This is a genomic window from Stenotrophomonas sp. STEN038 (assembly GCF_056759895.1).
Window position 1 is genome coordinate 1 of sequence record NZ_JBRRDW010000054.1, and the last position, 12,512, is coordinate 12,512.

At 64.8% G+C, this 12,512-nt stretch carries 13 protein-coding genes; 4 read left to right on the plus strand and 9 right to left on the minus strand.

Annotated features, from left to right (window positions below):
• The first annotated feature begins 259 nt into the window (after positions 1-259).
• Positions 260-1,162 carry a BPSS1780 family membrane protein gene (locus ACVOLS_RS17805; protein WP_481546736.1) on the plus strand — a complete coding sequence of 301 codons (903 nt, stop codon included), beginning with the start codon at positions 260-262 and terminating at the stop codon, positions 1,160-1,162.
• A gap of 57 nt (positions 1,163-1,219) precedes the next feature.
• Here ACVOLS_RS17805 and ACVOLS_RS17810 read toward each other — a convergent pair whose 3' ends face one another.
• From ACVOLS_RS17810 to ACVOLS_RS17850, 9 genes are all read right to left on the minus strand, one after another.
• Positions 1,220-2,218: a diguanylate cyclase domain-containing protein gene (locus ACVOLS_RS17810; protein WP_481546737.1), complete on the minus strand. Its 999-nt coding sequence runs from the start codon at positions 2,216-2,218 to the stop codon at positions 1,220-1,222.
• Positions 2,209-2,790 carry a chemotaxis protein CheB gene (locus ACVOLS_RS17815; protein WP_481514356.1) on the minus strand — a complete coding sequence of 194 codons (582 nt, stop codon included), beginning with the start codon at positions 2,788-2,790 and terminating at the stop codon, positions 2,209-2,211. The genes ACVOLS_RS17810 and ACVOLS_RS17815 overlap by 10 nt, the downstream gene beginning before the upstream one ends.
• Positions 2,787-3,653, minus strand: a complete 867-nt coding sequence (locus ACVOLS_RS17820; protein WP_481546738.1) for a CheR family methyltransferase — start codon at positions 3,651-3,653, stop codon at positions 2,787-2,789. The genes ACVOLS_RS17815 and ACVOLS_RS17820 overlap by 4 nt, the downstream gene beginning before the upstream one ends.
• On the minus strand, positions 3,638-3,748 hold the full coding sequence (locus ACVOLS_RS17825) for a hypothetical protein (protein WP_481546739.1): 111 nt from the start codon (positions 3,746-3,748) through the stop codon (positions 3,638-3,640). The genes ACVOLS_RS17820 and ACVOLS_RS17825 overlap by 16 nt, the downstream gene beginning before the upstream one ends.
• Entirely contained in the window at positions 3,705-7,238 is a 3,534-nt protein-coding gene (locus tag ACVOLS_RS17830) for a response regulator (RefSeq protein WP_481546740.1), read from the minus strand. The genes ACVOLS_RS17825 and ACVOLS_RS17830 overlap by 44 nt, the downstream gene beginning before the upstream one ends.
• A gap of 99 nt (positions 7,239-7,337) precedes the next feature.
• Positions 7,338-8,087: a twin-arginine translocase subunit TatC gene (gene tatC, locus ACVOLS_RS17835; RefSeq protein ID WP_481546741.1), complete on the minus strand. Its 750-nt coding sequence runs from the start codon at positions 8,085-8,087 to the stop codon at positions 7,338-7,340.
• Complete coding sequence (gene tatB, locus ACVOLS_RS17840) at positions 8,084-8,602, minus strand: Sec-independent protein translocase protein TatB (RefSeq protein WP_481546742.1); 519 nt, start codon at positions 8,600-8,602, stop codon at positions 8,084-8,086. The genes tatC and tatB overlap by 4 nt, the downstream gene beginning before the upstream one ends.
• 15 nt (positions 8,603-8,617) lie before the next feature.
• Positions 8,618-8,845 (minus strand): Sec-independent protein translocase subunit TatA, encoded by a 228-nt coding sequence (gene tatA, locus ACVOLS_RS17845; protein ID WP_481546743.1) that lies wholly within the window; start codon positions 8,843-8,845, stop codon positions 8,618-8,620.
• A gap of 74 nt (positions 8,846-8,919) precedes the next feature.
• Entirely contained in the window at positions 8,920-9,825 is a 906-nt protein-coding gene (locus ACVOLS_RS17850) for a lipid-binding SYLF domain-containing protein (RefSeq protein WP_481546744.1), read from the minus strand.
• A 256-nt stretch (positions 9,826-10,081) separates the two neighbouring features.
• Here ACVOLS_RS17850 and hemH point away from each other — a divergent pair, with 256 nt between their 5' ends.
• The 3 genes from hemH (at position 10,082) to ACVOLS_RS17865 (ending at position 12,506) form a co-directional block, all read left to right on the plus strand.
• The gene (gene hemH / locus ACVOLS_RS17855) at positions 10,082-11,044 is read left to right on the plus strand and encodes a ferrochelatase (RefSeq protein WP_481546745.1); all 963 of its coding nucleotides are present in this window, start codon (positions 10,082-10,084) and stop codon (positions 11,042-11,044) included.
• Positions 11,041-11,904 carry an alpha/beta fold hydrolase gene (locus tag ACVOLS_RS17860; RefSeq protein ID WP_481546746.1) on the plus strand — a complete coding sequence of 288 codons (864 nt, stop codon included), beginning with the start codon at positions 11,041-11,043 and terminating at the stop codon, positions 11,902-11,904. The genes hemH and ACVOLS_RS17860 overlap by 4 nt, the downstream gene beginning before the upstream one ends.
• A gap of 125 nt (positions 11,905-12,029) precedes the next feature.
• Positions 12,030-12,506 (plus strand): hypothetical protein, encoded by a 477-nt coding sequence (locus tag ACVOLS_RS17865; RefSeq protein WP_481546747.1) that lies wholly within the window; start codon positions 12,030-12,032, stop codon positions 12,504-12,506.
• The last annotated feature ends 6 nt before the right edge of the window (positions 12,507-12,512 follow it).

Below are 12,512 nucleotides of genomic sequence, written 5' to 3' on the forward strand. Positions count from 1 at the left end.
GCCTGGGCCCCGGCCGCCGGTCGCGCACGGCCACCCACCCCCGCTGCTCCGCCCGCTGGCGCGGGCGAGCGCGCGGGCGCGCCCGGCGCTCGCCGCGGCGGGCCCCCCCCACTACCAACCACCCCTCCCCCTTCGCTTCGCAAAAGGGAGGTAGCAAACCCCGCCGTTACTTTGTCCTCATAAACCCGAGCCGGGTTTCAGGCGATAATCCGCACAGCGCCGGCCTGTTGCCCGCGCACTCCCCCGCTTCGGAATTGCAATGAGCGAGATTCGCAAGGTACCGGCCTCTGCCGGTGCGGAATGGCTGCTGACCGGTTTTGGCCTGCTCAAGCGTGCGCCACTGGCGCTGGGTTCGCTGGGCATCCTGTGGGGCGTCGGTACCTCACTGGTGCTGTCGCTGTCGATGCTGGTGCCGGCACTGGGCACCGTGGTGCAGCTGCTGCTGCTGTTGGCCGGCCCGTTGTTCATGGGCGGCATGTTGTGGGCAATCCGCGAGGTCGACCAGGGCCGGACCGCCAAGCCTGCGCACCTGCTGCAGGGCGTACAGGAAGGGCGCGCACCGCACCTGCTGGTCGCCCTGCTGCCGCAGCTGTTCGCTGCCCTGTTGCTGGGCACCTTGCTGCTGGTGCTGGTCGGCACCGATGGCCTGCAACAGCTGTCGGTGGTGATGGTCAAGCTCAACGAGCTCAGCCAATCCGGCGCACAACCGGACCCGGCGCAGATCGAGGCACTCGTGGCGACGCTGCCCGCCGGACGCATCCTGTTGTGGCTGCTGTTGCTGATCGCCAGCTTCGTCGCGCTGACGCTGGCCCTGTTCGTGATGCCGCCGCAGGTGATGTTCGAGCGCTCCGGTGGCATGCACGCGCTGCGCGAAAGCCTGCGCGCCAGCATCCACAACCTGCCTGCGATGCTGGTGTTCTTCGTGCTGGCCTTCATCGCCATCTTCGCGATCTATTTCGCGGTGATCATCGTGGCGCTGTTCATCGGCCTGATTGCCGGCCAAGGCGCCGCCATGGCTATTGCCCAGCTGTTGCTGATGGCGATTTTGATGCCGGTGTTTGCAGGTGCCGTGTATGCGGCCTGGAAGCAGATGCTGGCTCCGGCCGATGCGACCGGTCCGACCCCGCCGCCGGTAAGCAGCGGTCACGTGTTCGAAGCCTGATCCAAGCTCTCATTTTGCTTGCAGCAAGGCCGCGCAGTGATGCGCGGCCTTTTTGTTTCACGCCGTGTCGCGGCTGCGCTTGATCAGGTACATGGCCTGGTCGGCAGCATGCAGCAGGGCATCCACCTCGGCACCATCCGCGGGGTAGGCGGCCACGCCAATGCTGGCGGCGATCGCCAGGGTGAGTTCTTCGCCATCACGCAGGTAGTGCATCGGTGCCTGCAACGACTGCGTCACCCGCTCCATCAGACGATGGGCATCGCTGATGTCGTCAAGCTCTTCCAGCACCAGCGCGAATTCGTCGCCACCCAACCTGGCCACCGTGTCGTTCTCACGCAGCGCACCGCGCAGCCGTGCAGCCAGTTCGATCAACACCGCATCGCCGGCACCATGACCCCAGGTATCGTTGACCTCCTTGAAACGATCCACGTCCACATAGACCAGCGCGAACATGCCGCTGTGGCGCTGTGCGCGATGGTGGGCGCTCTCCAGCCGGTCCATGAACAAGGCGCGGTTGGGCAACCCGGTCAGCATGTCGTGCATGGCCAGATGGCGCATCTCCTGCTCCATCTGCTTGCGCTGCTCGACTTCGATCTCCAGCTGGCGGTTGCGCTCGGACAACTCGCTCAGCGCATCGCGCAGTGCCACCCGGTGCCGGTACAGCTCCAGGAACACCTGCACCTTGGACAGCAGGATCGTGGCCTCCAGCGGCTTGGCCATGTAGTCCACCGCGCCGAAGCCATAACCCTTGAGCCGGTGTACGTCGTCCGCGTACGTCGCGGTGACGAAGATGATCGGAGTCTGCCGGGTGGTTTCTTCCTGCGACAGGATCTCCGCCACTTCGAAGCCGTTGATGTCCGGCATGTAGACGTCCAGCAGCACCAGCGCGAACTCATCGTCCAGCGTGGCCTTCAGTGCATCGTTGCCGCAGGCCGCCTCGACTACGTCGACGTCGAGCTTGGCCAGCACCCGGCGGATCACCAGCAGGTTGGCGGGGTTGTCATCTACGGCCAGGATTTTGGGGCGCTGCACTGCCACCGGCTTGGTCACGAACATAATGCTTCCAGCAAAAAGGGAATTTCGGGGAGCGGCAGGCAATGATCGGCGCCAGCCAGCTCCAGTGCGGCGGCAGGCATCATAGCCACTTGCGCCGTTTCCGGGTCCTGAACGATCAGTGTGCCACCGGAGCGTCGTATCCGCGCGCACCCTTCGGCGCCGTCGGAATTTGCCCCGGTCATCAGCACAGCCAACAGCTGTCCGCGCCAGACCTCGGCCGCAGATTCAAACAGAACATCGATCGAAGGGCGTGAAAATGCCACCCGTGGGTCGATGCTGAGGGCAAAACGGCCGTTGCGCTCGATCAGCAGGTGGTAGCCGGACGGGGCCACATAGACCCGCCCGGGCTCGGGCAGCTGGCGCTCTTCCGCCTCCTCCACCGGCAACCCACTGCGGCTGGCCAGCAGCTCGCAGAACACCCGCATATCCTCCGAACCGCTGTGGCAGACCACCACCATCGGCACCGGCAGCGGCCCTGACAGCCCGCCCAGCAATTGATGCAGGGCAGCAAGCCCGCCCGCCGAGCACCCCACCACAACGGCTTGTGGAGGCTGCCCGGACGCGGTTTTCACAGTAAGCCACCGGCGTTGCGGTACAGCCGCAGTTCGGCATCCAGCGGCACGAAATCGCGCGCACTGGGGGCGAAGCGGATCGACTCGCGGTTGCCCAGGCAGAGGAAACCGCCACGGCTGAGGCTGCTGCGGAACAAGCCCAACACCCTGTCCTGCAACGTGTCGGAGAAATAGATCAGCACATTGCGGCACAGGATCAGCTGCGCCTCGGTGAACACGCCGTCGCAGACCAGGTTGTGGTTGGCGAAGGTGACCCGCTCCTTGAGCCGCTCGTCCAGCTTCATGAAGTCGTAGCGGGCGTGGTAGTAATCGGACAGGGTGTGCCGGCCACCGGCCGCCAGGTAATTCTCCGAGTACAGGCGGGCGTCACGGATCGGGAAGATGCCTTCCTGCGCCTTCGCCAGCGCTTCATCGCTGAAGTCGGTGGCGTAGATCTGGCAGCGGTCGTACAACCCGGCTTCCTTCAGCAGGATCGCCAGCGAGTACACCTCCTGCCCATGCGCGCAGCCGGCCTGCCAGATATTGATCTGCGGATACGACGCCAGCACCGGGAACACTTCGTCGCGCAGCTTGCGGAACACCGCCGGATTGCGAAACATCTCCGACACCGGCACCGACAACTTGGCGATCACCTGCGGCACCATCTCGTCTTCACGCAGCACGCGCGCGGTCAGCTCACTCACCGTGGGCAGGTTCAGCCCATGCGCCAGCGCCAGCACCCGCCGCTTCAACGAGGACGGCGCATAACCGGTGAAGTCATAGCCATGCCGCCGCGACATCGCGGTGATGAAAGCATCGACTTCGATGTCGTCGACGTCATCACGCAATGCTTGCGGCGCGATGGGGCCTACTTTTGCAGCCATACACGCATCATCGACAACAGCTTGTCCAGGTCCACCGGCTTGGTGAGGTAATCATTGGCACCGGCATCCAGGCACTTGTCGCGGTCGCCATGCATCGCCTTGGCGGTGACGGCGATGATCGGCAGGTTGCTCCATTGCGGCAGCTTGCGGATCTCGCGGGTGGTTTCGTAGCCGTCCATGCCCGGCATCATGATGTCCATCAGCACCAGCTCGATGGACGGATTTTCCTCCAACTGCTGCAGCGCCTTGTAGCCGTCCTGCGCCATCGACACATTCACCCCGCGCGCGCAGCGACTTGGACAGGGCAAACAGGTTGCGCATGTCGTCATCGACCAGCAGCACCTGGCGGCCGCCCAGATTATTGTCGTCGGACGGCGTGGCATTGGCCCCGCGCGAGCCGATGCTGTGCAGGAACAGGCTCACTTCATCGAGCAGGCGCTCGGGCGAGCGCTGGCCCTTGATCACGATGCTGTCGGTGTACTGGCGCAGCTTGAGGCTGTCTTCGCGGCTCAGGTCCTGGCCGGAGTAGATCACCACCGGCGGCACTGCCACCAGGGTGGCGGCCTTCTCCAGGAACTCTATTCCGGAGATGCCACCCAGGTTGAGGTCCAGCACGATGCAGTCGTAGCTGTGGGTGGCGATGCGCTCCAGTGCTTCTTCGCCCGAGGCGACCTGGTCGATCTCGACATTGTCGGCCTGCAGCAAGCGGGTCAGTGCCAGCCGCGAATCCGGATCGTCGTCGACCAGCAACAGCTTGCGCACGATCTTGCCAGCCACATCCAGCAGATGGTCGAAGGCGGCAACCAGCGCCTTGCGATCCACCGGCTTGGTCAAGTAGCCGACCGCGCCCAGGGCGACACCGCGGGCGGCTTCATCGACGGCGGAAATGAAGTGCACCGGAATGGCGGCGGTGACCGGATCGTGCTTGAGGTGCTTCAGCACCGACCAACCGTCCATGCCCGGCAGCATCACGTCCAGCAGGATGCCGGTAGGACGATAGCGGCGGGCCAGCTCCAGGCCACTCTCGCCATCGGCAGCGGCAAGCGCACGGTGCCCCTTGCGGCGGATCAGGTCGACCAGGATGCGGGCGAAGGCGGGGTCATCCTCCACCGTCAGGATCACCGTCTCGCCGGCGGCGATGGCATGGCGATCATCGGGAATCCAATCAATCAGCTGCGCGGTAGCTGCGCGCGCCGGGCCCGGCGTCGGTGCAGGCCGCTGCTCGATGGTCGCCTGTGTCGCCGCCACCGCGCTGCTGAGGCCAGCCGACAGCAGCGGCAGCACCAGGCTGAAGCTGCTGCCCTTGTCCTGCTCGCTGTCGACCACCAACTGCCCGCCCAGCAACTGCGCCAGGCGCCGCGCAATGGCCAGGCCCAGGCCGCTGCCACCGTAATGGCGGCTGGTGCTGGAATCGACCTGCTCGAAGGCCTCGAAGATCGAGTCCAGGCGATCTTCGGGAATACCGATACCGGTATCTCGCACCGTCAGCGCCACATGCTGGTCGTCGGCGGCCGCACCGATGCGGGTCAGCATGGCGCTGCTGGCCATCGCCATATGCAGGGTCACCGAGCCTTCGCGGGTGAACTTGAAGGCATTGCCGAGCAGGTTGTTGAGCACCTGCTGCAGCTTGGAGCGATCGGTAACCAAGGCGTCTGGCATCGATGGGTCCACGTCGATGGCGAACTCAAGACGATTTTCCATCGCCATGTGGCGGAAGTGGCGCGTCACCTCACGGGTGATGGCATCGATCTTCACTTCCTCGCGGTGCACATCCATCTTGCCAGCCTCGATCTTGGACAGATCGAGGATGTCGTTGATCAGCCGCAGCAGGTTGGAACCGGAGTCGTGGATGACCGCAGCGGCCTCCACTTCCTCCACATCCAGATGCCCGCTCTCGTTCTCGGCCAACTCCTTGGACAGGATCAGCAGGCTGTTGAGCGGGGTGCGCAGCTCATGCGACATATTGGCCAGGAAGTCGGTCTTGTACTGGCTGGCACGTGCCAGTTCCTGCGCCTTGAATTCGGTCTCACGCTGCAATACCTGCAGCACGTCCTTCTGCTCGTTGAGCACTTCGGTCTTCTGCCGCAGCTCTTCGTTGGAGGCCTGCAGCTCCTCGGCCTGCACACGCAGTTCTTCTTCGGAGGCGGACAGGCGCTGGGCCTGCTCTTCCAGCTCGACGGTCTTGCCCTGCAACTCTTCGTTGGTGGCGCGCAGCTCTTCTTCCTGTGCCTGCAAGGCCAGCTGCGACACCTGCAGCTCTTCGGCCTGGGCGCGGGTGTGGTCCAGCAGCAGCTGGGTCTCGTCGGCGCGGCAGATATTGTCCAGACCCAGCGCCACGGTTGGCAGCACCGAGTCGATGAAGGCTTCCTGGGTTGCATTGAAATGGCCGAAGGTGCCGAACTCGAACACGCCCAGCAGGCGGTCCTTCAACAGCAGCGGTACCGCCACCAGATGCCGCGGCTGCGCCTCGCCCAGCGCCGAGTGCACGCCGAAGAAGTCATCCGGCACCTGCTGCACACTGATGCGCTTGCGCTCCAGCGCCGCCTGCCCGATCAACCCATCGCCCAGGCCATATTGCAGGCCCAGGTGCTTACGCCGTTGGAAACCATAGCTGCCCTGCAGGCGCAGCTGCTTCTCGTCTTCATTCCAGGCAAAGAAGACGCCGATAGGCGCATCGATACGCGGCGCGATCTGCGACACCAATGCCTGCGCGTAGGCGTCCGGGGTCTGTGCGGTCTGCAGCTCGGCGCCAACTTCGCCGACGCTGAGCTTGACCCAGTTGGCATCACGCGACTCCAGCGAGTTGCGCCGGAATACCTCCAGCGCGCGTGCGATCTCGCCGATCTCATCGCCGCGGTGCAGACCAGCGATCTCAACGTCCAGGTCGCCGTTGGACAGACGCGTCATCTTGTCGGTCAAGCGGTTGATCGGGCTGACCACCAGCCGCGAGATCATCCACAACGCAAGGAGAATGATGACGAAGCCCAGCACCAGCAGCACCAGCGAGATCGTGTGCGCGCGGGCGATCCAACTGCTCATCTGGCCCCTGTCACTGAGCAGTTGGGTCATCTCCGCTTCGTAGATTTCATCAAGGGATTCAGCCAGCGCATTGCCCTGGCCGCCGTTGCTGAGCGCATCCAGCTGCTGCACCTGACTGAGCGCCACCGCGCCGGCGGCTGGCCGTAGCACCGCCATCACCTCGTTGTCCCAATTGCGGGCCTGGGTCTGAATGCGGCGTAGCGGCTCGGCCACAGGGTCGGTACCGGCAGCGGTCACCGCGGCGGTCAACGCGGCATCACGGCGCTCGCGCTGTTTGGACACCACGTCCATATGCCGCTCGCCGTCGCCAAGCAGGTAATTGCGAACCGCGATCTGCTGCAGGCGCACGGCCTGGATCGCATCCTCGACCTGGCGGATCAGCTCGATCTGCACGCCTTCATGGCGGCGCGCATCGTCATCCCGGCCGGAAGTGCGGTAACTGACCACGCTGGTGGCCAGGAAGCACAGGAAAACCAAGCCAAATGCCGCCAGCATCTTGCTCAGCAGTGGCACATTGTTGATCCAGCTACTTTTCTTTTGCGTCATGCAGGTGTCCCCCGGGGTGCCACCACGCCTGCCAATCCGCGCGGCCTCTTTTCAGTGAAAAATAGCGCAGATTGCTGACGACCGCCTGCTACGGCTGAATCAGGGCTTCGCAGTCTTGCCCTGGTCGCGCGGCTGTAGCCAGCGCGAGGCATGTATGCCCAATTCGTAAAGGAAACACATGGGTATGGCCAGCATCAGCTGGGACACCACGTCCGGCGGGGTCAGCACCGCCGCCAGTACAAAGATACCGACAATCGCGTAACCGCGGCCTTCACGCAGCTGCTGCGGGCTTACCCACCCCAGCAGGACCAGGATCACCATCGCCACCGGCAGCTCGAAACTTGCACCGAAGGCAAAGAAGATGGCCAGCACGAAATCCAGATAGGCATTGGCATCCGGGGTGATGGCGATCACTTCCGGGCGGAAGGTGGTCAGGAAATGGAATACCGCCGGTAGCACCAGGAAATAGGCAAACGCGCAGCCGATATAGAACAGCGCGACCGCAGAACCCAGCAAGGGCAGCGCCAGGCGTTTTTCGCGTGCATACAGTGCCGGTGCCACGAAGGCCCAGGCCTGGTACAGCAGCCACGGCACCGCCACGAACAGGGCGGCGAAGAAAGTCAGCTTCAGCGGTGCGAAGAAGGCACCGGCCGGATTGGTGGCAATCATCGATTGCCCGGCCGGCAGCTGTGAGATCAACGGCGTGGCCAGGTGCGTATACAGGGTGCGCGAGAACGGCATCAACGCCAGCAGCACCACGCCCAGGCCCAGCAGCGCGCGCACCACCCGCGAGCGCAGCTCGATCAGGTGTTCGATCAGGCTGCTTTCGTTGAGATCCGCCGCACTCATGGCGTCCGCTCCTGGTTTACCGATGTCTGCTCGGCACTTGCCGGCGCATCACCCAAGGGGATGCTGCGGTTGAACTCGGGGTCGATGGCAGCGCGACTGACTGGCGCAGCGGCCGCTTCCTGCGCGGCTGTCTCGGCAGCTGCGGGCGATTCCCCATCGGCCGTCGCTACCGGACGTGGCTCAATGGTGCGCGGTTCGATTACCCGCTCGGCGGCCGATTCCGGCAGTTCCACTTCGCGCTTGAAGGCATCGGCCTCATTGCGCACCTGCCCGGCCTGGTCGCGCAGCCCGGCCTCGGCCTGCTGCATCGACTGGCGTACATCCTGCAGGTTGCGCTTGAGCTCCTCGGCGTGCAGCTCGCGCTCCAGCTCCTGCTTGACCGAATCCCACTGGTTGCGCGCACGGCGCACCCACAGCCCGGCAAAACGCGCTGCCTTGGGCAGACGTTCCGGGCCGAGGACCACCAAGGCCACCACTGCGATCAGCAGCAGTTCGCTGAAGCCGATATCAAACACGTCGTGCGCTCAGGATCAGCGCGCGTCGCGGTCGTGCTCGGCCTGTTTTTCGCCGCTCTTTTCGGCATCACGCGATTCGTCGCCCAGCTGAGCCGCCGGCTTGTCCTCGTCACGCATGCCCTTCTTGAACTCTTTGACTGCACTGCCCAGATCCTTGGCACCGCTCGTCAAGCGCTTGGTGCCAAACACCAGCAGCACGATGACCAGCACGACCAACCAGTGCCAGATGCTGAAACTGCCCATGATCTGCTCGCGTTATCTGTGTGGAGGTTGTCGAGCATAGCGCACAAGGTCTTAACTGATCGCTATGCCAAAGGTCAGTTGCCGCCGTCCAGGCTTTCGGTGCGGATCTCGCCTTCGGAGACCGGCTGGAAGCCCTGTTGCGGCGCCGGTTCAGCAGTGGCGTGCTGCAACGGTGCGGTGGTCGCTGTATCGGTACCTTCGGTTGTTGCCGCCGGCGCCTGCACGCTGACCGCATTGCTGCGCGGTGCGCTTGCCGCAACCGGGGCGACACTGCCCTGGGTGCCACGCTTTTCACGCGCGGCATAGGTGGACTCTTCCAGACGGTCACGGAAGGACACGACGTCGGAAGACGGCGCTGAATTCAGGCGGCCCTCCAGGATCATGCGCGGGGTGGTGTTCTGGCCGTAGGCATCCAGGTTGGCAGCATCGTCGATCTGCAGCACCGCACCATCCAGTGCCACGCCTGCAAACAGACCGCGGGCACGCGACCACGACCAGATCTCAGCCTTGAGCTGACCATCGGTGGCGGCCGCGGCATTGCGGCCAACCGGGCCGGCGGCGACACCGGCATCGGCGCCGAGGGTGAACTTGCCGTTGACGATATTGTCCAGGCTGCGGTCATTGCGGAACACCAGGATCACGTCCGAAGACTGCACACCGGCCTGGAAGCCGATGCTGCCGCCGGTGAGCTTGATGAATACGGGATTGGACCAGCTGCCATCGGCCGTTTTCACCGACATCAGGCCGTGGCCACGGCGTCCACCGAGCACCAGACCGGCCTTGATGGTGTCCGGCAGGACGATGATGGCGCGGCCTTCATCCAGCAGTTTGTCGGGGATGGCCTGCTCTGGGATGTTCTGGATTTCACTGAGCACCCGCACCGCATTGCGGGCACGTTGATCTTCCTGCGGACCGGCGACGGCAGTGGTGGACAACAGGCTCGCGGACAACAGCAGCACAAGGCACGGCAGGCGGCGCATGGGTAACTCCGTAGGTCGATGCATAGAAAGATAGCGCAAGTGCCTGAAATTAGTAGCGTGGCTCTGAATAGCTGGTGAGCGGATGTGAGGCATGAGCACCTGTAGTGCCGAGCCATGCTCGGCAGGAGCTATCCCGGTAGTGCCGAGCCATGCTCGGCAGGGGCATCACCGATAAAGCCTGCTGCCGAGCATGGCTCGGCACTACACCAGACCCCGCGGCGCTCCCTTCTCCGCCCATACCTGCGAAAATGCCCGGATGTCCAACGCCCCCACTACCGCGTTGCTCGCGGTCAATCTAGGCACGCCCGAGACACCGACCGCTCCTGCGGTACGGCGCTATCTGGCTGAATTCCTCAGTGACCCCCGTGTGGTCTCGATCCCGGCTTTGCTGTGGAAGCCGCTGCTGCATGGGCTGATCCTGCCGCTGCGCAGTGGCCGCTCGGCGCAGAAGTACGCCCAGGTCTGGTTGCCCGAAGGCTCGCCACTGGCGGTCTACACCCATCGCCTGGCCAAGGCCATGCAACAACAGCTGCCGCAGTGGCGGGTGCGTGAAGCCATGCGCTATGGCGAACCGGCGATGCTGTCGGCACTGGACGCAATGGCTGCCGAGGGTATCCAGCGCATCGTGGTGCTGCCGCTGTATCCGCAGTACTCGACCACCACCACCGCCTCGATCGAAGACCGCGTGCAGCAATGGCAGGCACGCAACCCGAAGGTGACGGTACATACCATCCGCGACTACGCCGACGACCCGGCCTGGGTCGCCGCGGTCGCCGCCTCCATTGCTGCCTACTGGGCCGAGCATGGCCGTGGCGGCAAGCTGGTGTTCTCTTTCCACGGCATCCCGCAACGCCTGGCCGATGCCGGCGACCCCTATCCGCAACGTTGCGAAGCCAGTGCCAAGGCCATTGCCGCAGCCCTCGGCCTGGCCAACGACGAATGGGAACTTGCCTACCAATCGCGATTCGGCCGCGAACGCTGGCTGCAGCCCTACGCCGAGCCGCGGCTTTGGGAACTGGCCGAAAGCGGCATCAAGACCCTGGACGTGGTCTGCCCGGGTTTTGCCACCGATTGCCTGGAAACCCTGGAAGAAGTGCAGATGGGTTTCACCGAAACCCTGGCCGAACGTGGCGCACGCATGCGCTACATCCCCTGCCTCAACGACAGCAGCGCCCATGCCGCTGCGTTGGCCGCGCTGGTGGCGGCGCAACCGGCATGAACGCGACGCCTTTTGAATTGCAGCTCGATGGCATCCGCGTGGCCGGCCTGCGCGCCGGCAACCCGGATGGCCTGAAGGTCCTCGCCCTGCACGGCTGGCTCGACAACGCGGCCAGCTTCCTGCCGCTGGCTGCACAGCTGCCGACGCTGGACCTGGTGATGGTCGACCTGCCCGGCCATGGCTATAGCGACCACCTGCCGCTGACCACGCCGTACACCACCCCGCACGCCATCGTGCAGACCCTGGCCATTGCCGACGCGCTGGGCTGGGATCGCTTTGTACTGCTAGGCCATTCGATGGGCGCGGCGATTGCCAGTCTGGTCGCCGCCGTGGCCGGTGAACGGGTGCAGGCACTGGTATCGATCGAAGCCTTGGGCGGCCTCACCGCACCGGCCGGCGAGACCGTGCAGCGCCTGCGCACCTATGTGGAGGCGATGCTGAAACTGGATGCCAGGCAGTTACGGGTATTCCCCGACCTGAGCGCCCCCGTACGCGCACGGATGATGGTCAACCAGCTCAGCGAGGCCTCGGCGCGCCTGCTGATCGAACGCGGGGTCAAACCGGTCGACGGTGGTTGGAGCTGGCGCAGCGATCCGCGGCTGATGCTGCCGACCGCGGTACGCATGACCGAAGAACAGGTCTGCGATGTGGTCAGCGCCATCCTCTGCCCAGTCCAGGTGATCTACGCCACCCCGGCCCAGCCTTACTTCCCGGAGCCGGAACGCAGCCAACGCGCGGCGCTGCTGCCCGATGGCCGCCTGCATACCCTGCCCGGCCATCACCATGTGCACATGGATGATCCCGAGGCAGTAGCGCTGATCATCCGCGACTTCATCGCGGCATTGCCCGACGCCAGCTGAATATGGAGCCCGGTGCCAATGGCATCGGCTTCAGTAGTAAGCACGGCAGCCGATAACCCCGGCATTGCCGTAACCGAGAAGATGTCCCGCAGCCCCGCAACGGGTGCTGCGCGCCCCACCATCGCATGCCCCCCCGCCCCGCCCTCCGGCCCGGTGTCTTCACCGGCCTGATCCTGCTCGCCTGTTGGCTGGGCTGGACCACCAGCAGCGTCGCCGCGCTTGCTCACCGCCCCGGCGGTGACGAAGCAGCTGTGGCAGCGCTGGTGGATGGACTGCGCGCGCAGGGGCTGCTGCCTGCTACTGGCGCGCCGTTGGCGATCCGATTGAGCACGCCCGGCTGCGCCTGCGAGCAACGCGAGCAGGACTGGCAACAACTCAGCGCCGCGCTGCAGACACACGGCGTACACGCCATCGCACTGAATACAGCAGCGGCCCATGAGTTGCTGGTACTGGCCGCCGATGGCCGCCCGCTCTATGCCGGACCCTTGCAGCCTTCCGCGCTGGCGTGTGGCCGCCGCGATGCGACCCTCGCCAGCTGGTTGCCTGCACTGCTGGCCGAACACAACCCACCTTTATTCCTTCCTCCCCGCTGTTCCTGCTGAACCGGA